Here is an 18117-nt window from a genome sequence, read left to right on the forward strand (position 1 = left end):
TGATATAGGGGAAATTGACCAATGCGGGCAATACTTCGTGGAAATGACATAGAAGCCATGCAACGAGTAGATCTCACCACGGCATGATAATTGTAAAACTATGTATCGATATAAAATTAGCGTTGAATATCTAGGCGCGAATCTTGCGGGTTGGCAAAGACAATCGGGAGTAATGTCGGTACAGCAGATATTAGAAGAAGCGATCTATAAATTTTCTGGTGAGCAAGTAACATTATTCGGATCAGGTAGAACTGATGCTGGAGTTCATGCAATAGGTCAAATAGCACATTTTGATCTCTCAAAATATTTTGAACCTTATAAAATTATCAGAGCCATTAATTATTTTACAAGACCATATATAGTAGGAGTGTGTAATTGTGAATTAGTAGACAATAATTTCCATGCTCGCTTTTCCGCAATAGCACGTCATTATGTATATAGAATTCTTAATAGACCCTACCCATCAGTAATTGATTTTGATCGTGTTTGGTGGATTAGTGCGCCGTTAGATGTTTCAGCTATGCAAAAAAGTAGCTTATATCTTTTAGGTAAACATAACTTTACTTCATTTAGAGCTAGCTCTTGTCAATCAAAATCTCCCATCAAAACCTTAACAAAGCTTGATATTATAAAGGAAAATGAGGAAATAAAATTATATTTTTCTGCCCCCTCTTTTTTACATCATATGGTGCGTAATATAGTCGGTAGCCTAGTATTAGTCGGTAAAAATATTTGGCAAGCTGAACAAATGCAGCAAGTTTTAGAGGCAGCAGATAGAAAAGCTGCTGGTCCTACCGCTCCTGCTTGCGGTCTTTATTTCATAAAAGCAGATTATTAAATAGTTATTAATTTGTTAATAATATATATTGACATGAACATTGAAACTATGTATAATGCCTTTACTAATAATTAATTTATTAACTTATATTAAAGGAATTTTTATGAAAAATAAAGAACAAAAGTTGGCAAGTATAGAAATAGAGCCGTTAATGAAAATAGAAGATTTATTAGAAAGTATAGAAATTTTTACAAGTATCTATATGAAAGATTCTATTACAGAGACCAGTAGTAGCTTTTTTACAAATTTTTATAATACAGTTGCATATGGTTTTAATTATGCGTTAGAGGTAATGGCTCCTTTATCAAAAAATATTTGCGAATATTTTGCTGGTACGAGTCAAAATACAGAAGATAATTTGCATGTCCCTAATATGGGTGATGCATCTGAATTATATGATAGTTTCACCTCTTACTATATATAATTATCTTACTTGTTGTCCTATGACGGCATTGTTGTGTGGATCAATTTTTCCTCTGTCATCCCATGATTTATTCACGGGATTCAGCTCTTTGTCATTCCCGCGTAGGCGGGAATCCAAAAAAAATTAAAATACGTTAAACCTCTAGCACTAAAAGCTCGATTTATCTCGCTTTTTTCTGGATCTAGTTCCCAAGCCACGGCATGGCATTTTATCTACCAATCTTTATCGTACAAATTCTTTCAGTGATTTCTTTTAATGTCCCCCTTCGGGGATCAAAAATCCCTCGCCTTTAGGCGAAGGGAAGATATAATGAAATTGCTTTAGCAATGAATTTATATCAAGAAATATGAGAAGTTATAGAAAGAATAGTCATAGTCAGTATGATTTAAAAGTGCATCTTATATGGATACCAAAATATAGGAAGAGAATATTGATAGGCAAAGTATCGGAAAGGACTAGAGATTTACTGAGGCAGATTTGTATGGAACATGAAGTACATATAATTTCAGGGAAAATATCATGTGATCACGTACATATGTTTATCTCATATAAGCCGCAAATATCTCTTAGCAAGTTAGTACAGTATTTAAAAGGCATTAGCTCAAGAATTTTATTGCAAGAATTTACTCATTTACGAAAACAATTTTGGGGCAATCATTTGTGGGCTAGGGGCTATATGGCAGTCAGTTCAGGTAATATAACTGATGAAATGATACAGCACTATATTGATGAACAGGAAGGTGAACCTGTGAATGATGATCGATTTCTAATCGATTCCACTTTATAACCCCTCAGCTTATAGCTGAGGGTTGTTTAGTTTTTCTATTCGCTCTAATAAATAAAGTAGTTGTTCTTTCGTAATCTTATAATTTTTATCATATCGTGCATCAACATAAGCTTTTTTTAACAACTCAAAACATTCTTTTTGTTCAGGCGTTGCTATAGGGAAAACTTGTAATAACTCACTATCATAATTTTTCGCCATGCCGCCTAATTCTTCTATATCATGCAGCTTAGGTTTATAATTAGAAAAAACTAATAAATAGTATTATAAAAACTTTCAGTAGCTTGATGTAATAAGAAAGCAGCAATTGCATAACGATCGTTTTTTAAATAATAATCTACTCCATCTAAAAAATCTTTACCTTTATTAAACCACTCTTCAAAATAATCTTGAGCGATTTCTTTCATCTCGCTCCAAGGTAAATCTTTAGCTTTGCTTAAAGTATACTCACCACTATCGTATAAAAGTATCCCTTCTTTTTTAAGATCGGTATAGAAATAACGTCCTTTTTCTAACTGGCTATTTACTTCTTCTATTGACTCTAAAATTATTGATATCCGTGAATCATAAGGGATAATCTGATCTTTTATTACACCTTTTCTTTTTAATCTTGTATATATTCTATCTTTTAAATTTAAAGTAGCATGCCCTTTATACTTACCTTTTTTCAAAATAATCAAAATATCAGTATCGCTATGATAACCGTGAGGTAAATCACGTACCCAGTCGCCTCTAGCAAAAGAGCCATACAAGATAATCATAGCGATTTTATCTTGTGCAAGTTCTAAAATTTGCTGCACTATAAAATTGAGTCTACCATTAATATGTAAAGAGCGTTCAGGTAATAAGATTTTCATTTATATATTTGTATTTTTTATTGTTTTACTGGATTGCTTCGTCAACTACTTCGTAATTTCCTTAGCTCAGACGGGAGAATCGATCCACGCAAGCAACGCTGCCACGGGATGATATGGGGAAACGATCCATATGGACAATGCCCACACGAGATGAGACTTTCACTAATAATACTCTTTACCAATCTCGATCTTCGGGCGACCGTTAGCTACTCGCCATTTATTAGTATCACGAAGCGATGGTGTGCAGCCGCAAAATTCTTGCTTATAAAAATGCTCTTCTTTAGCGATTTCATACATACGACTTGCTCCGCCGTCTTTACGCCAATTATACGTCCAGTAAGTTATACCCTCATAATGCGATGCTGCTTTAACTCCTGATTCATTAATTTGGTTCATGTCTTTCCATCTGGAAATACCAAGTGAGCTACTAATAACCTTAAAACCGTTTTCATGTGCATATAAAGCCGTACGCTCAAAACGCATATCAAAGCACATAGAGCAGCGTTTGCCTCTTTCCGGCTCAAACTCTAAACCTTTAGCACGTTTAAACCAGTTTTGTGGGTTATAATCAGCATCGATAAATTCGATATTATGCTTTTCGGCAAAACGTATATTTTCATTCTTACGCAATTCATATTCTTGCTTAGGATGAATATTAGGGTTATAAAAAAATAGCGTAAAATTAATACCGCTACTCATCATTTTTTCCATTAAAGGACCAACGCAAGGAGCACAACAAGTATGTAGTAATACTTTCTCTTCACCGCCAGGTACTTCAAAAACTTCATTCATAATGTTTTTAATAATGCAATATAGTTAATATGGTTTCCCATAATTTTGTTATGTTTTTAACTTCTCAATTTCTTCTTTTTTCAAACCTGTAAAATCTATAATCTCATCTAAAGGCTTATTTCTTGTTAGCATCTTTTTAGCTATATTAATTTTTTCTTTTTTAATCTTTATTGAACTTCTAGCTCTTTCTTTCTCTATACCTTGTTGTTCCCAGCGGTGTGCTAAACTTCCCATAATATTTACTCCTAATTCAGGATTTAAATGTGATTTAAGTATTTTTTCTAATTCTATTTTATCATCTTCTTTTATTTTAGTCAAAGTATACGATATAGCTGATTTTACATAATCAACTCCAATATTGGAATCAGCAAACTCCGGTAAAATATCAGCTAGTTGTTTCCATCTTGGAAGTAAATCAGGCTCATTTATATATTTCATTAGAATTTGTAAAGGAGCAAGCCAAGAATTTTCTTTTAATTTGTCATCAGATATATCACGCAAGTTGATAAGCTGATAATCATTGCTCCATGTATTTTTTACAAGCTCGCTATTTTCAAATAAATCCCACAAATTTAAAGGAGCAGTATATTTTTTATGATCATTTGAATATACTAACGGATATATAAAAGGAAACTTTTTAGAATCGGGATACGAATTTAAGTGTCTCTCAGCAATATTTAACATATATTTGAACAAGCGAAAAGCCATAAAATAATCTGAACTACTTTGGTGTTCTGCGAGCAAGTATAGATAACCCTCTCTATCATTTATTTTAACAGAAAACAAAATATCCGTGATTGATTCTTTAAAGTTTGGTTCTATAAAGCTATCGTTTTCTAACGTTAAAGTAGTAGGCGAGAATAAAGCTTTTATATGTGGTGGCAAATGCATATTAAAAAATTCTCTTGCTACTATCGCATTTGATAAAGCTTTTTGGAAAAACTTATCATGCTTTATTTTATTAGGCATTAATATTATCTTGTAACTAATAGGAAAGTATTATACATAATTTTCTATTATAAGTATATATCTAACAAATAAAAAATTTAGCTAATTTTTCAAGCTCATCTAGTATACCGCAAATACTTCAAAAGTCGGTAAGTCAAATAAGCGGTGAGTCTGCGAAAGTCGTTACTTAATACGTAAGCACAGACGAATCCCGAATTTGGCTTGCCAAATCTTGAAGTATTAAAGGTATATACTTAATGTCCCCCTTCGGGGATCAAAAATCCCTCGCCTTTAGGCGAAGGGAAGATATAATGAAATTGCTTTAGCAATGAATTTATATCAAGAAATATGAGAAGTTATAGAAAGAATAGTCATAGTCAGTATGATTTAAAAGTGCATCTTATATGGATACCAAAATATAGGAAGAGAATATTGATAGGCAAAGTATCGGAAAGGACTAGAGATTTACTGAGGCAGATTTGTATGGAACATGAAGTACATATAATTTCAGGGAAAATATCATGTGATCACGTACATATGTTTATCTCATATAAGCCGCAAATATCTCTTAGCAAGTTAGTACAGTATTTAAAAGGCATTAGCTCAAGAATTTTATTGCAAGAATTTACTCATTTACGAAAACAATTTTGGGGCAATCATTTGTGGGCTAGGGGCTATATGGCAGTCAGTTCAGGTAATATAACTGATGAAATGATACAGCACTATATTGATGAACAGGAAGGTGAACCTGTGAATGATGATCGATTTCTAATCGATTCCACTGGCACCGTCAAGTTAAGTAAATTAGTGTCACAAAGTACTATATTTTTAGATTTCAGACAGCAAGAAGTCTTTGAGTAGCTTCATCCCAAATGGATTTAGCGGACGCAAATGCAATTCTTTGCTCAGATGCTGTTTTAGTATATCTTCCAACATTTACAGCAAATATATTTCTGACTTTTCCCATCAGTGATAATGTACATTGTGCTGAATTAGGATGCTTAAATTTAATCAGTATCTTCTCTTTTCTCCTAGTTGGCTGATGGGCATTCTCAATCCGATTATTTAGTCTTTTATCGGTACGATGCTTAGTCCTAGGACACATATACCTAACTGGTTTAATGTAGCTTTTTAGCTTATCAGTCACAATAACCCTTGGACATGGATAATTACCCAATAATCTTGATAAAAAGCGAATAGCTGATTTCTTGTTACGACGCTTCTGCAGTAATACTTCTAATTCATGTCCCTCAGAGTCAACAGCTCTCCATAATATGAATACTTCACCTTTGATCTTGATATTCATCTCATCCAAATGCCATTTATCAGTTGGCTTTCGCTCTCTCTTACTAATAACATCTTGAAAATAAACTACAAACTTATAACACCAAAACCTTACAGTCTCATGACTTAATATAATACCTCGATAAGCCATCTGCTCTTGAACATCTCGGTAACTATTATTAAAGCGATGATATAACCATACTGTATGGCTAATAATGCTTGCTGGAAAACGATGTCTATTCGGGGCTTGAGTAATATGCATAGCGGTAAAATCTAGGATAAATTGTTACTGCTATTCTATAAATCATTCCCTGTAATTGCTCAATACTTAATTTATACCTCCCTTAACTTGACGGTGCCATATAAAAGCCTTAAAAAGTAATGAAAATTACTTCTGGTCTTATAAAATTAATGTCCCCCTTCGGGGATCAAAAATCCCTCGCCTTTAGGCGAAGGGAAGATATAATGAAATTGCTTTAGCAATGAATTTATATCAAGAAATATGAGAAGTTATAGAAAGAATAGTCATAGTCAGTATGATTTAAAAGTGCATCTTATATGGATACCAAAATATAGGAAGAGAATATTGATAGGCAAAGTATCGGAAAGGACTAGAGATTTACTGAGGCAGATTTGTATGGAACATGAAGTACATATAATTTCAGGGAAAATATCATGTGATCACGTACATATGTTTATCTCATATAAGCCGCAAATATCTCTTAGCAAGTTAGTACAGTATTTAAAAGGCATTAGCTCAAGAATTTTATTGCAAGAATTTACTCATTTACGAAAACAATTTTGGGGCAATCATTTGTGGGCTAGGGGCTATATGGCAGTCAGTTCAGGTAATATAACTGATGAAATGATACAGCACTATATTGATGAACAGGAAGGTGAACCTGTGAATGATGATCGATTTCTAATCGATTCCACTTTATAACCCCTCAGCTTATAGCTGAGGGTTGTTTAGTTACTTTAAAAAACTGATTAATGGGGAGTGATTAAAGAAGTGGTGGCCATGGTCGGAATCGAACCAACGACACAAGGATTTTCAGTCCTTTGCTCTACCAACTGAGCTACATGGCCAAATATACTCTTCTGTTTTGAAGAATTGGCTCTGTAAAACTTCAGGGAACTCACATGCTCACCTATTAAGTATAGGCTCCGCGTGTTCGCCCCTCGTTTTACATTCCAATTCTCCAAATCATTTGAGTATGTACTTGTTTTATTTGAAAAATTGGCTACGTCATCTTATAAGTACTGCGGTACTCACGTATTAAGTATACGTTCTGTTCCTCATCTTATAGATTCCTTGCTCTTTTCCAAATAAAACTTTGTCTATATTCATTTTACCTAGGGATGTAATCTAATCCTTATAATAGATTAATTGGCTTTTGTCTATTCTTAATTTACTAGTATTAGACAAAAATAAGAAATTATAGTATAATGCGTAATTATTTATATAGCATTTTCTATGATAAAAATTGGTAATATTGAACTTTCTTCAAACGTAATCCTTGCTCCGATGTCGGGTGTGACGGATTTGGAATTTAGAAGATTAGTGAAAAGATTCGGAGCAGGACTTGTAGTGTCGGAAATGATTGCAAGCAGAGCAATGATTGTAGAATCTAGGCAATCACTGCAAAAATGTTCTATTATGCAAGACGATGCGACAAGTGCATGCGTGCAGCTTGCTGGTTGTGAGCCGAACGTTATAGCTGAAGCTGCTAAGATGAACGAGGATATGGGAGCAAAAATTATCGATCTGAATTTTGGCTGTCCAGCGAAAAAAGTTGTGAACGGCTATTCAGGTTCGGCTTTGATGAGAGACGAACAACTTGCAGCTAAAATTTTTGAAGCAGCCGTTAAAGCAGTAAAAATTCCTGTAACTGTTAAAATGCGTATGGGCTGGGATGATCAGACAAAAAATGCTCCAACGCTAGCTAAAATTGCAGAAAGATCAGGAATTCAAATGGTGACAGTTCACGGCAGAACTAGATGCCAATTTTATTCAGGCAATGCCGATTGGGAGTTTATCAGAAACGTTAAAGAAGCAGTAAAAATTCCAGTTATTGCTAACGGCGATATCACTAATTTTGCCAAGGCTAAAGAAGCATTAGAGAAATCCGGTGCAGACGGGGTTATGGTTGGTAGAGGAGCATACGGCAAGCCTTGGCTTATCTCGCAAATTGACCACTATCTTAAAACAGGTAAGGAAAAACCCGCTCCGTCTATAGAAGAGCAGCTAGATATAGTACTTGAACATTATCAGGCTATCGTTGATTATTATGGCGAATCTGCGGGCGTACCTATCGCTCGTAAACATATGGGTTGGTATAGTAGCGGGCTGCCTAATTCGACAGAATTTAGGGGAGCTGTTAATTTAATGAATGATCCAATAGCGGTAAAAGATAAGATTGTGGAGTTTTATACAAGCATTATAAATAGAGAGTAATGAGAAAAGTTTTAAGTTTTATTTTTATAATATTGTTTTTTAATGCGAGCTATGCAAATGAAAAAATAGTTGACTATAAATTGGTCTTTTTGCCTGTAATTACTAGAGATAAAGAAACAAAAATTGCTATACGTTCGTACTTAAATAATTCTAAAAAATATTTTGTTTTAGTCGATCCAAATTCCTTTAAAACTGTTCTAATACCGCAAGATCAAGTGGAGTTACCTAGCAATGAAGCAGAAAAGCAAAATCTGCTAAAAAAATTAGATAATACTCCTTATATCAATGCTTTAAATAAATATACTAAGCCGCCTTACGTACAGCAAAATTATGGTGCTACTCATTCAATGTATGAGGTGAAAGGACAATTTCTTACAATTGATATGTGTCCTTCTTCTAAAAGCTTTGAGGAGGAATTTTTTAACAAACTTGTTGAGCTATCTGTTAAGTTAAATAAACCTATTCCAATTGCTATATGCGTTTCAGGTTTATGGATTAATAAACATGAGAAAGAATTTTTATGATTAGTACAGCAGCAACAAAAAGGTCATTTACAAATTACTTGGGTTAACCATTCATTTAGCCATCCGTATTTCAAGGATAAACCTCTTGAGAATAATTTTCTTCTCTCTAATAAAGAAAATTTTGAAAGCGAAGTGCTTGAAGCAGGGAAAGTACTAGTTAGTCATAATATTGCTCCGTCACCTTTCTTCCGTTTTCCTGGTTTAGTTTCAGATCAAACATTAATAGAAAAGCTAAAAGATTTTGGATTTATTCCGCTCGGAAGCGATGCTTGGCTTGCAAAAGGTGAAAAAAGTTCAAGATGGTTCTTTTATCTTAGTGCATGGGGCACCGTCAAGTTAAGTAAATTAGTGTCACAAAGTACTATATTTTTAGATTTCAGACAGCAAGAAGTCTTTGAGTAGCTTCATCCCAAATGGATTTAGCGGACGCAAATGCAATTCTTTGCTCAGATGCTGTTTTAGTATATCTTCCAACATTTACAGCAAATATATTTCTGACTTTTCCCATCAGTGATAATGTACATTGTGCTGAATTAGGATGCTTAAATTTAATCAGTATCTTCTCTTTTCTCCTAGTTGGCTGATGGGCATTCTCAATCCGATTATTTAGTCTTTTATCGGTACGATGCTTAGTCCTAGGACACATATACCTAACTGGTTTAATGTAGCTTTTTAGCTTATCAGTCACAATAACCCTTGGACATGGATAATTACCCAATAATCTTGATAAAAAGCGAATAGCTGATTTCTTGTTACGACGCTTCTGCAGTAATACTTCTAATTCATGTCCCTCAGAGTCAACAGCTCTCCATAATATGAATACTTCACCTTTGATCTTGATATTCATCTCATCCAAATGCCATTTATCAGTTGGCTTTCGCTCTCTCTTACTAATAACATCTTGAAAATAAACTACAAACTTATAACACCAAAACCTTACAGTCTCATGACTTAATATAATACCTCGATAAGCCATCTGCTCTTGAACATCTCGGTAACTATTATTAAAGCGATGATATAACCATACTGTATGGCTAATAATGCTTGCTGGAAAACGATGTCTATTCGGGGCTTGAGTAATATGCATAGCGGTAAAATCTAGGATAAATTGTTACTGCTATTCTATAAATCATTCCCTGTAATTGCTCAATACTTAATTTATACCTCCCTTAACTTGACGGTACCGTCAATCGTGACTAAACATATATTGTTATTAGAATCAGGAAATCCTACTAATAAAAACTGAGACAAGAAGCCAGCTATATTCTTTTCTCCTAAATTTACACAACCGACTATGGATTTGCCTATTAATTCTTGAGAGGTATAATGTTTTGTTATTTGTGCGGATGTTTGTAAAATTCCAATTTCTGTGCCAAAATCAGCCCAAACTTTAAATGCTAGCTTTTTGGCTCTTGGAAACTCCTCTACTTTGGTAATTGTCTCTGAACGTAACTCAACATTCTCAAATTCTTTGTAGGTTACCATTACTATTTTTCTTTAGTAATTTTATCATATTTTTTGAGCTTTGTAAGGACACGCTCTAAATTATCTAACCTAATCATGCATGGACCATCACTTGGAGCATTATCCGGATCTTGATGTACTTCCATATAAAGACCAGCAACACCTACTGCAACTGCAGCTTTTGCAAGTAATTCCACATATTTACGCTCTCCTCCAGTGCTTCCTCCAAGCCCACCAGGTTGCTGCACGGAGTGAGTAGCATCAAAAATTACAGGTGCATTTAATTCAGCCATTACCGCAAGACTACGCATATCGGATACTAAATTATTGTAACCAAAACATGTACCACGCTCTGTTAATAATATGTCTTTTGCTCCAAATGATTCTAACTTCTTGTGTACATTTTTCATATCCCAAGGAGCTAAAAACTGCCCTTTCTTAACATTTACTATTTTTCCGGTTGCAGCTGCAGCCTCAAGTAAATCTGTTTGCCTACACAAAAATGCTGGGATTTGTAACATATCAACTATTTTAGCTACTTCAGCACATTGATTTTCACTATGAACATCAGTAACTATAGGGCAGTTAAATGCTCTTTTTACTTCTGCTAAAACTTCCAATCCTTTATCAATTCCAAGGCCTCTAGCACCGTTTATAGAAGTTCTATTAGCTTTGTCGAAAGAAGACTTATATATAAATGGAATATTAAGTTTAGTAGTTAATTTAACAAGTTCTTCTGCCATAAACAAAGCATGATCTAGCCTCTCAATTTGACAAGGTCCTGCAATCAGAGTAAAAGGTAGATCATTGCCTATTTTTAAATCTTTTAACTTTATTATTTTTTGCATAATTTTTTATTACAATTTATTTAGCTATAGGCAGACTATTATCTACTTGATTTTCTTCAATTTCATTGATTTTAGATACTAAATCCGGTTTCTTCTGAGAAGAAAGATTAGCAAGTATTATTGCATTTATTAAAAATAATGACGCAAGTATTACAGTACTCTTAGTAAGAAAATTATTTGCTGTTTTAGCACTAATCACTCCCATATTTCCTCCACCACTTATACTACTAATTCCATCTGAACCGCTACGTTGCATTAGAATAACTATAATCAATAATATTGCGATAGTAATATGTACAAAAAGAAGTATGTCTAACATAATATAAAATAACCATTGGTATTGTTTTAAGGAATTATATAATAATTTTATCTCATTTGCAATGCAGCTTTAAATAATAGATAAAATGAACAAAAAATGTTGAACTGTACTTATTCATTGGTATTATTTAAATCATTATTTATAACTGATTTGATTAATTTATTATATTTTTCTTTTATTGCAACTAAATTATAGTCACCATCATAGTACCCCTCTATGCTAATAATTTTTTGTATATAGAAATTTAATTGTTCCACTTCTGATGAATCAACATTACTAAAATAAGATTTAATTTTTTTTATTTGATTGATAAGCATAGGAATATCATCAGGTTTTATTACAAACAATCCTATAAATAACACTATTAATGTTTGTATTAGTGACATATTTAAATTAATTTTTTATGCTTATATTTGGGATTTAAAGTATTTTCTCCATTTATTTTTAACATATACTCGTGATAATCCTGATAATTTCCTTCAAACCAAGTGGCGTTACCTTTTATATCATATGCAATAATGTGAGTAGCTATCCTATCTAAAAACCATCTGTCATGACTAATTACTAATACACAACCTGCAAAATCTAAAATTGCATCTTCAAGAGCTCTTAACGTATCAATATCTAAGTCATTAGATGGTTCATCTAATAATATAACATTTGCTCCTTCTTTTAATAATTTCGCTAAATGCACCCTATTACGCTCTCCTCCAGAAAGTTGTCCAACTTTTTTTTGCTGATCACCTCCCCTAAAGTTAAAAGCTGCACAATACGCTCTACTTTTAACTATTCTGCTACCAAGCTGTAATTCATCTAATCCTTCTGCAATTTCTTCCCAAACAGTTTTATTACCATCTAAATGATCACGCGATTGGTCAACATATCCTAATTTTACTGTTGAACCAATTTTAATAGAGCCTTTATCAGGTTTTACTTTACCTGTAATAATATTAAATAATGTAGTTTTCCCTGCACCATTTGGTCCAATTATCCCTACAATCGCTCCACGTGGAACTTTAAAACTAAAATCCGATAAGAGCGTTTTATCATTGTATTTTTTGGCTATATGTTCTGCTTCAATAACTAAATCACCAAGACGTGGACTATTAGGTACAATTATTTGAGTAGGATCACTTTTTTGTTCCTGCTGTTTGTTTAACAACTCTTGATATGCTGTAATACGAGCTTTGCTTTTTGATTGTCTAGCCTTTGGAGCTTGACGAATCCATTCTAATTCACGATTTAATTGTTTTTTTCGCTCATCTTCTTCTTTACTTTCTAGAGCCAATTTTTCTTGTTTTTGTTCCAACCACGAACTATAATTAGACTTCCAGGGTACACAATGACCTCTATCTATTTCTAATATCCATTCTGTAACATTATCTAAAAAATAGCGATCATGTGTAATAACTATTACAGTACCTTTATATTCTTTAAGATAGTTCTCAAGCCAAGAAACTGATTCTGCATCTAAATGATTTGTCGGCTCATCAAGTAATAACATATCAGGTTTTTCTAAAAGAAGTTTACACAAAGCAACTCTTCTTTTTTCTCCACCAGAAATTTCATTAATATTTGCCTCTTTTGATGGGCAACGCAATGCTAGCATTGCAATTTCTATTTCTCGCTCTAAATCCCACGCATCACAATTATCTATTTTTTCTTGTAATTCTGCCTGCTTATCAAAAAGTTGAGTCATTTCTTCATCAGTGAGTTGAGTAGCCAGCTTATTACTTATTTCATTAAATTCATCGATAAGCTTTTTTTTCTCATGCAGGCCTTCCATAATATTATCAAATACATTTTTATTTGGATTAAGATATGGTTCTTGAGGTAAATAGCCTACTTTTATATTTAGTGCTGCCATTGCTTTACCATCAAATTCCGTATCTATACCTGCCATAATTTTTAATAAAGTAGATTTACCTACTCCATTTGGTCCTATTATTCCAATTTTAGCACTTGGTAAAAAAGATAAATTTGTTTCTTTTAAAATTTTCTTACCGTTTATAGTTTTACTTAAACCATTTATTTCATAAATATATTGAGATGACATAAATTATTTATTTCCTTGTATTAACTTAACTCTAACAAAATTTTATCTAATTCTTTTAAATCCTTATAATGGAATATTAACTTTCCTCCTAAAGAATAATTTTCTATTGTCACTTTTATATTAAATTTTTCTGACAAAATTTTTACTAATGCTTGTAAATCATTATCTTCTGTTTTTTCTTTAAAAAGCTGTTTTCCTATTCTATTATTATCAGGATACTTTGTATATTCATTTTGAGACCATTGCCTTACTAACTCTTCTGTTTGACGCACATTCAAATCATTGTCTATAACATAATTTGCTATTACTTCTGCATGCTCATGATTTATTAAGCATCTAGCATGTCCCATACTAAGTATATTTTCATCTAATTTATTTTGAATAGATTGTGGTAAATTATTGAGCCTTAGTAAATTAGCTATATGACTACGGCTTTTACCAAGTCTTTCTGCTAATTTTTCTGCTGTATAATTAAAATTTTCTACTAAATATTTAAAGCCACGAGCTTCTTCCATGACTGTTAAATCCAATCTTTGTATATTCTCAATTAATGCTATTTCCATACTCTCTTTAGCATCTAAATTTTTTATAATTACCGGTATCTCAGAAATCTTTGCTAATTTACATGCACGCCAGCGTCTTTCACCTGCTATAATTTGAAAACTATTATCAATAATAATAGGCTGAAGTAAACCATTATTTAATATAGAATCTGATAATTCTTTTATTTTATCATATTCAAAATGTTTTCTAGGCTGATTTTCATTTGGTTTTATTCTATCAATATTTATAATTTGTACTATTTCTAAATTTTCTTTTTCTGTAGATATAACCTCTTCACCTAATAATGAAGACAAGCCTCTACCTAACCCTTTATTTTTCATTATATCTTCCCAAAATTTCTTTTGTAAGTTCCATATACGCCACTGCTCCTGCACATTTATAATCATATATAATAGCAGGTTTTCCATATGAAGGAGCTTCAGATAATTTAATGTTTCTAGGAATTACAGTTTTAAACACTAATTCTCCTAAACAACTTCTTACATCTTCTTCTACTTGCTCAGTTAAACGATTACGCCTATCATACATTGTAAATAATATACCTGCAATCTTTATCTTAGGGTTTAATCTTTTTTCTACAATTTCAACTGTCTTTAGCAAATGACTTAACCCTTCCAAAGAATAAAAATCACATTGCATTGGAATTAATACCTCATCGCCTGCAACTAAAGCATTTATTGTTAATAAATTTAACGAAGGTGGACAGTCAATAATTATATAATCATATAATGCTTTTATTTCTTCTAATAACTTCATTAAAATATATTCTCGTTCTTCTAATTTTACTAAATCTAGTTCAGCAGCAGATAAATTAGTATTTGAGGTTATTATTTCTAAATTTGGAATATTAGTAGAGATTATTGTATCTTTTAATTTGATGATATTTGTTAATGCTTGATATATAGTATTTTTTCGTTGTTGTTGACTAATGCCAAAACCAGTACTACTATTACCTTGAGGGTCAAGATCTATTACTAAAACTTTTTTATCCATAGCTGCAATAGCAGTAGCTAAATTTACAGTGGTAGTAGTTTTAGCTACACCTCCTTTTTGATTAACTACGGAAATTACTTTTACAGTCATATTATTTTTGTTAAGCCGCTAATTTCTAAAATTTTACTTTCTTTTGAAGTTATACTTTGGTTTATTAAACACTTAAATAACCATTTTTTTCTAGCATCTTTTATTTCAGATAAATAGCTTTTTCCTTTTGGAAGCAAAAATTTATTTTGCACAGAGATATTTTTTGTGCAATCAAATATTGTATTTAAATTAGAAAAAGCTCTACAGGTTAATATATTACAACTTATTTCTGTTTTTTCAATTCTTTGATTAATTATTTGTATATTATTATTTGATATTTTTGCTGCTTTCTCTAAAAAGATGCACTTACGTAAATCAGCTTCTATTAAACTTGTCTTTGCTACTCCAGCGATAGACAATATTATACCTGGAAAACCTGCTCCACTTCCTATATCAACTAAATGTATTTCTTTATCGTTAATATACTGCATTAATTGCAAGGAATCTAATATATGACGTTTCCAAAAATTTTGCGTACTATTTTCTGATATAAGGTTAATAGCTTTATTCCACTTTTGTACTAATTCTTGAAAAATTTGTAATTTTTCAATTACTTCATGTGGAACTTCTATCATTATATTTAGTTTTTAAATAAATTATAATAGCAGTAATTGCAGCAGGAGTAACACCAGAAATTTGTCGTGCCGCAGCAATAGTAATAGGGTTATGATAAGAAAGCTTTTCCTGTATTTCTAATGATATACTTGGTATTTTAAAATAGTCAATATTTTTAGGAATTGGATAAGCTTCCTCGCTTTGGAATAAATTAATGTCAGCATGTTGCCTGGCTAAATACGAAGCATATTTAGCTTCAATATAAAGTAGTTGTAAAATATTATTATCTATATCTTTAAGTACAGGAAAAATTTTAATAGCTTGTTCAACATCAAAATTAGGTATTTTAAATAAATCTAACACTGTTTTATGTGTACCATCCTGTGCAACTTGTATCCCCATTTTAGCGAGTTTACTAGTAGTTAAAGATAAAGTATTTAATAATGATTTTGTACTTTCTATATTTTTACATTTTATTGTAAATATTTCTTTACGCTTTTCAGATATAACACCAATACTTATTCCCATCTCTGTCAAACGTAAATCAGCATTATCTGCTCTTATAGATAATCTATATTCTGAACGTGAAGTAAACATCCGATATGGCTCTAACGTTCCAAACGACGTTAAATCATCTATCATTACTCCAATATAACTATTTGCTCTTGTTAGTACAAAAGGCTGTTGATTTTTTACTGCTAAAGCGGCATTAATACCTGCTACTATACCTTGTCCTGCAGCTTCTTCATATCCTGTAGTACCATTAATTTGACCTGCAAAATACAAACCTGTTATTTTTTTTGTTTCCAGTGTACTACTTATTTCACGTGGATCAATATAATCATACTCTATAGCATAACCTGGACGTAAAATTATTGCATTCTCTAAGCCTGGGATAGTTTTTATTAATTGATGTTGTACTTCTTCAGGTAAAGAAGTAGAAATTCCGTTTGGATAAATTGTATGGTCGTCTAATCCTTCAGGCTCTAAAAAAATACGATGCTCTGATTTTGTACTAAATCTAACTATTTTATCTTCTATGGAAGGACAATAACGTGGACCTGTTCCCTCTATTTGACCAGAATACATTGCGGATTTATCAAGATTTGCTCGGATAATATTATGCGTTTCTGGAGTAGTTTTTGTTACAAAGCAATTTATTTGGGGTACATTTACATTATCAGTCAATTCTGAGAAAGGTCTAGGCACTTCATCTCTAGGTTGTGATTCTACTTTACTGTAATCAATAGTACGCCCATCGATTCTTGGAGGAGTTCCTGTTTTTAATCGAGAGAGTTTAAAACCTATTCTTCTTAAGGTATTTGATAATCCATAAGATGGTTCTTCATCTACTCTACCAGCAGGGATTTTTTTTGATCCAATATGAATTAGCCCTGATAAAAATGTACCTGTAGTTAATATAATTTTTTGACACGGTATTTTACTACCATTATTTAAGATAGCTGCTTTTATTTCTGAAGATTTAATTTCAATATCTTCTACTTTTGCATATAGTATTTCTAAATTTGGGTAGTTTGTTAGTATTTGATACATTGCTTTTTTATAAAGCTTTCTATCGGCTTGTGCCCTAGGTCCCCAAACTGCTGGTCCTCTAGTTTCATTAAGCATTTTATAATGTATACCAGCTTGGTCTATAACATATCCCATTAATCCATCAAGTGCATCAATTTCCTTAACTAATGTACCTTTTGCAATTCCACCAATTGCAGGATTACAGGACATTTCTCCCAAATTTTCGGGTTTTGGCGTAATTAATAGAGTAGAAACTCCAAGACGTGCAGAGGCAGCAGCAGCTTCAACACCAGCATGCCCACCTCCTATCACTATTACGTCATATTTTTGCATTAATTATTCTATAATTTCAGATTTTTTAAAGAAAAACTTAATTTCTCTTTTTGCACTATTTTCACTATCAGAACCGTGAATACTATTAGCTTCAATTGATTCACCTATATCCTTTCTAATAGTTCCACCTTCAGCTTCTGCTGGATTAGTTGCTCCCATAACTTTACGGTTTAAAGTTATAGCGTCCATACCTTTAAGAACTTGAAGCACTACGGGACCTGAAGTAATATATTCAACTAAACTATCAAAAAATGGCCTTGCTCTATGTTCATCATAAAAACATTCTGCTTCATATTTAGTTAAAGTTGTCATTTTCTGAGCTACTATTTTTAAGCCCGCATTTTCTAAGTAAGTATTAACTTGCCCTATTTTATTCCTTTTTATAGCATCAGGCTTAATCATTGAAAAAGTATATTGTATTGTCATTTTTAACATATTTATATAATTATTAAA

Annotated in this window: 22 protein-coding genes, 1 tRNA gene and 1 pseudogene; 7 read left to right on the forward strand and 17 right to left on the reverse strand. The window is 32.2% G+C overall.

Annotated features, from left to right (window positions below; genetic code table 11):
- The first annotated feature begins 100 nt into the window (after nucleotides 1-100).
- The 3 genes from truA (at nucleotide 101) to tnpA (BA173_RS02535) (ending at nucleotide 2049) form a co-directional block, all read left to right on the forward strand.
- Entirely contained in the window at nucleotides 101-838 is a 738-nt protein-coding gene (gene truA / locus BA173_RS02525; RefSeq protein ID WP_016948448.1) for a tRNA pseudouridine(38-40) synthase TruA, read from the forward strand.
- Between the two features lie 103 nt (nucleotides 839-941).
- Complete coding sequence (locus tag BA173_RS02530) at nucleotides 942-1262, forward strand: hypothetical protein (RefSeq protein WP_068041746.1); 321 nt, start codon at nucleotides 942-944, stop codon at nucleotides 1260-1262.
- Between the two features lie 346 nt (nucleotides 1263-1608).
- Entirely contained in the window at nucleotides 1609-2049 is a 441-nt protein-coding gene (gene tnpA / locus BA173_RS02535) for an IS200/IS605 family transposase (RefSeq protein ID WP_095568239.1), read from the forward strand.
- 9 nt (nucleotides 2050-2058) lie between these two features.
- On the opposite strand, the gene BA173_RS08145 is transcribed toward tnpA (BA173_RS02535), so the two are convergent.
- From BA173_RS08145 to BA173_RS02550, 4 genes are all read right to left on the reverse strand, one after another.
- The gene (locus BA173_RS08145; RefSeq protein ID WP_068042105.1) at nucleotides 2059-2247 is read right to left on the reverse strand and encodes a HEPN domain-containing protein; all 189 of its coding nucleotides are present in this window, start codon (nucleotides 2245-2247) and stop codon (nucleotides 2059-2061) included.
- A gap of 50 nt (nucleotides 2248-2297) precedes the next feature.
- Nucleotides 2298-2903, reverse strand: coding sequence for a nucleotidyltransferase domain-containing protein (locus tag BA173_RS08360; protein ID WP_232505963.1), 606 nt, complete (start codon nucleotides 2901-2903; stop codon nucleotides 2298-2300).
- Between the two features lie 162 nt (nucleotides 2904-3065).
- A complete protein-coding gene (locus tag BA173_RS02545; RefSeq protein ID WP_016947745.1) occupies nucleotides 3066-3695 on the reverse strand; it encodes an epoxyqueuosine reductase QueH in 630 nt (209 codons plus the stop codon).
- 48 nt (nucleotides 3696-3743) lie between these two features.
- The gene (locus BA173_RS02550) at nucleotides 3744-4664 is read right to left on the reverse strand and encodes an Rpn family recombination-promoting nuclease/putative transposase (protein WP_016947744.1); all 921 of its coding nucleotides are present in this window, start codon (nucleotides 4662-4664) and stop codon (nucleotides 3744-3746) included.
- A gap of 327 nt (nucleotides 4665-4991) precedes the next feature.
- On the opposite strand from BA173_RS02550, the gene tnpA (BA173_RS02555) reads away from it, so the two are divergent.
- Nucleotides 4992-5504 (forward strand): IS200/IS605 family transposase, encoded by a 513-nt coding sequence (gene tnpA, locus BA173_RS02555; protein ID WP_232505964.1) that lies wholly within the window; start codon nucleotides 4992-4994, stop codon nucleotides 5502-5504.
- On the opposite strand, the gene BA173_RS02560 is transcribed toward tnpA (BA173_RS02555), so the two are convergent.
- On the reverse strand, nucleotides 5479-6189 hold the full coding sequence (locus tag BA173_RS02560; RefSeq protein ID WP_095568243.1) for an IS6 family transposase: 711 nt from the start codon (nucleotides 6187-6189) through the stop codon (nucleotides 5479-5481). The genes tnpA (BA173_RS02555) and BA173_RS02560 overlap by 26 nt on opposite strands.
- Before the next feature lie 240 nt (nucleotides 6190-6429).
- On the opposite strand from BA173_RS02560, the gene tnpA (BA173_RS02565) reads away from it, so the two are divergent.
- Nucleotides 6430-6870 carry an IS200/IS605 family transposase gene (gene tnpA / locus BA173_RS02565; protein WP_095568239.1) on the forward strand — a complete coding sequence of 147 codons (441 nt, stop codon included), beginning with the start codon at nucleotides 6430-6432 and terminating at the stop codon, nucleotides 6868-6870.
- A 70-nt stretch (nucleotides 6871-6940) separates the two neighbouring features.
- On the opposite strand, the gene BA173_RS02570 is transcribed toward tnpA (BA173_RS02565), so the two are convergent.
- Nucleotides 6941-7016 (reverse strand) — tRNA-Phe (locus BA173_RS02570).
- A gap of 388 nt (nucleotides 7017-7404) precedes the next feature.
- Here BA173_RS02570 and dusB point away from each other — a divergent pair.
- Together dusB and BA173_RS02580 are read left to right on the forward strand one after the other, a co-directional pair.
- Nucleotides 7405-8385: a tRNA dihydrouridine synthase DusB gene (gene dusB, locus BA173_RS02575; protein WP_068042146.1), complete on the forward strand. Its 981-nt coding sequence runs from the start codon at nucleotides 7405-7407 to the stop codon at nucleotides 8383-8385.
- Nucleotides 8385-9234, forward strand: a pseudogene (locus BA173_RS02580) (polysaccharide deacetylase family protein); the annotation flags it as partial. The gene dusB and the pseudogene BA173_RS02580, both read left to right, overlap by 1 nt.
- A gap of 51 nt (nucleotides 9235-9285) precedes the next feature.
- Here BA173_RS02580 and BA173_RS02585 read toward each other — a convergent pair.
- The 11 genes from BA173_RS02585 to ndk form a co-directional block, all read right to left on the reverse strand.
- Nucleotides 9286-9996 carry an IS6 family transposase gene (locus BA173_RS02585; protein ID WP_095568243.1) on the reverse strand — a complete coding sequence of 237 codons (711 nt, stop codon included), beginning with the start codon at nucleotides 9994-9996 and terminating at the stop codon, nucleotides 9286-9288.
- A gap of 71 nt (nucleotides 9997-10067) precedes the next feature.
- Nucleotides 10068-10394 carry a tRNA-binding protein gene (locus BA173_RS02590; protein WP_068041476.1) on the reverse strand — a complete coding sequence of 109 codons (327 nt, stop codon included), beginning with the start codon at nucleotides 10392-10394 and terminating at the stop codon, nucleotides 10068-10070.
- 2 nt (nucleotides 10395-10396) lie between these two features.
- Nucleotides 10397-11221 (reverse strand): 3-deoxy-8-phosphooctulonate synthase, encoded by an 825-nt coding sequence (gene kdsA / locus BA173_RS02595; RefSeq protein ID WP_016948297.1) that lies wholly within the window; start codon nucleotides 11219-11221, stop codon nucleotides 10397-10399.
- Nucleotides 11222-11237: 16 nt separating this feature from the next.
- Nucleotides 11238-11540, reverse strand: coding sequence for a preprotein translocase subunit SecG (gene secG, locus BA173_RS02600; protein ID WP_011477996.1), 303 nt, complete (start codon nucleotides 11538-11540; stop codon nucleotides 11238-11240).
- A 110-nt stretch (nucleotides 11541-11650) separates the two neighbouring features.
- A complete protein-coding gene (locus BA173_RS02605; protein WP_016948296.1) occupies nucleotides 11651-11926 on the reverse strand; it encodes a DUF2672 domain-containing protein in 276 nt (91 codons plus the stop codon).
- Between the two features lie 2 nt (nucleotides 11927-11928).
- The gene (gene ettA / locus BA173_RS02610; RefSeq protein WP_016948295.1) at nucleotides 11929-13596 is read right to left on the reverse strand and encodes an energy-dependent translational throttle protein EttA; all 1668 of its coding nucleotides are present in this window, start codon (nucleotides 13594-13596) and stop codon (nucleotides 11929-11931) included.
- 20 nt (nucleotides 13597-13616) lie between these two features.
- Entirely contained in the window at nucleotides 13617-14483 is an 867-nt protein-coding gene (locus tag BA173_RS02615) for a ParB/RepB/Spo0J family partition protein (protein WP_068041482.1), read from the reverse strand.
- Complete coding sequence (locus tag BA173_RS02620; protein ID WP_016948293.1) at nucleotides 14470-15243, reverse strand: ParA family protein; 774 nt, start codon at nucleotides 15241-15243, stop codon at nucleotides 14470-14472. The genes BA173_RS02615 and BA173_RS02620 overlap by 14 nt, the downstream gene beginning before the upstream one ends.
- Entirely contained in the window at nucleotides 15240-15818 is a 579-nt protein-coding gene (gene rsmG, locus BA173_RS02625) for a 16S rRNA (guanine(527)-N(7))-methyltransferase RsmG (RefSeq protein ID WP_016948292.1), read from the reverse strand. The genes BA173_RS02620 and rsmG overlap by 4 nt, the downstream gene beginning before the upstream one ends.
- The gene (mnmG, locus tag BA173_RS02630; RefSeq protein ID WP_016948291.1) at nucleotides 15799-17664 is read right to left on the reverse strand and encodes a tRNA uridine-5-carboxymethylaminomethyl(34) synthesis enzyme MnmG; all 1866 of its coding nucleotides are present in this window, start codon (nucleotides 17662-17664) and stop codon (nucleotides 15799-15801) included. The genes rsmG and mnmG overlap by 20 nt, the downstream gene beginning before the upstream one ends.
- A gap of 3 nt (nucleotides 17665-17667) precedes the next feature.
- Nucleotides 17668-18090 carry a nucleoside-diphosphate kinase gene (gene ndk, locus BA173_RS02635; protein WP_068041479.1) on the reverse strand — a complete coding sequence of 141 codons (423 nt, stop codon included), beginning with the start codon at nucleotides 18088-18090 and terminating at the stop codon, nucleotides 17668-17670.
- Nucleotides 18091-18117: the final 27 nt, after the last annotated feature.

This window comes from Rickettsia sp. MEAM1 (Bemisia tabaci) (genome assembly GCF_002285905.1).
In the GTDB taxonomy this organism is placed as follows: Bacteria; Pseudomonadota; Alphaproteobacteria; order Rickettsiales; family Rickettsiaceae; genus Rickettsia.

Excerpts from the sequence above, each read along its gene's own strand:
- truA (WP_016948448.1), top strand. The coding sequence starts at position 101 with ATGTATCGATATAAAATTAGCGTTGAATATCTAGGCGCGAATCTTGCG.
- BA173_RS02530 (WP_068041746.1), top strand. The coding sequence starts at position 942 with ATGAAAAATAAAGAACAAAAGTTGGCAAGTATAGAAATAGAGCCGTTA.
- tnpA (WP_095568239.1), top strand. The coding sequence starts at position 1,609 with ATGAGAAGTTATAGAAAGAATAGTCATAGTCAGTATGATTTAAAAGTG.
- BA173_RS08145 (WP_068042105.1), bottom strand. The coding sequence starts at position 2,247 with ATGGCGAAAAATTATGATAGTGAGTTATTACAAGTTTTCCCTATAGCA.
- BA173_RS08360 (WP_232505963.1), bottom strand. The coding sequence starts at position 2,903 with ATGAAAATCTTATTACCTGAACGCTCTTTACATATTAATGGTAGACTC.
- BA173_RS02545 (WP_016947745.1), bottom strand. The coding sequence starts at position 3,695 with ATGAATGAAGTTTTTGAAGTACCTGGCGGTGAAGAGAAAGTATTACTA.
- BA173_RS02550 (WP_016947744.1), bottom strand. The coding sequence starts at position 4,664 with ATGCCTAATAAAATAAAGCATGATAAGTTTTTCCAAAAAGCTTTATCA.
- tnpA (WP_232505964.1), top strand. The coding sequence starts at position 4,992 with ATGAGAAGTTATAGAAAGAATAGTCATAGTCAGTATGATTTAAAAGTG.
- BA173_RS02560 (WP_095568243.1), bottom strand. The coding sequence starts at position 6,189 with ATGCATATTACTCAAGCCCCGAATAGACATCGTTTTCCAGCAAGCATT.
- tnpA (WP_095568239.1), top strand. The coding sequence starts at position 6,430 with ATGAGAAGTTATAGAAAGAATAGTCATAGTCAGTATGATTTAAAAGTG.
- dusB (WP_068042146.1), top strand. The coding sequence starts at position 7,405 with ATGATAAAAATTGGTAATATTGAACTTTCTTCAAACGTAATCCTTGCT.
- BA173_RS02585 (WP_095568243.1), bottom strand. The coding sequence starts at position 9,996 with ATGCATATTACTCAAGCCCCGAATAGACATCGTTTTCCAGCAAGCATT.
- BA173_RS02590 (WP_068041476.1), bottom strand. The coding sequence starts at position 10,394 with ATGGTAACCTACAAAGAATTTGAGAATGTTGAGTTACGTTCAGAGACA.
- kdsA (WP_016948297.1), bottom strand. The coding sequence starts at position 11,221 with ATGCAAAAAATAATAAAGTTAAAAGATTTAAAAATAGGCAATGATCTA.
- secG (WP_011477996.1), bottom strand. The coding sequence starts at position 11,540 with ATGTTAGACATACTTCTTTTTGTACATATTACTATCGCAATATTATTG.
- BA173_RS02605 (WP_016948296.1), bottom strand. The coding sequence starts at position 11,926 with ATGTCACTAATACAAACATTAATAGTGTTATTTATAGGATTGTTTGTA.
- ettA (WP_016948295.1), bottom strand. The coding sequence starts at position 13,596 with ATGTCATCTCAATATATTTATGAAATAAATGGTTTAAGTAAAACTATA.
- BA173_RS02620 (WP_016948293.1), bottom strand. The coding sequence starts at position 15,243 with ATGACTGTAAAAGTAATTTCCGTAGTTAATCAAAAAGGAGGTGTAGCT.
- rsmG (WP_016948292.1), bottom strand. The coding sequence starts at position 15,818 with ATGATAGAAGTTCCACATGAAGTAATTGAAAAATTACAAATTTTTCAA.
- mnmG (WP_016948291.1), bottom strand. The coding sequence starts at position 17,664 with ATGCAAAAATATGACGTAATAGTGATAGGAGGTGGGCATGCTGGTGTT.
- ndk (WP_068041479.1), bottom strand. The coding sequence starts at position 18,090 with ATGACAATACAATATACTTTTTCAATGATTAAGCCTGATGCTATAAAA.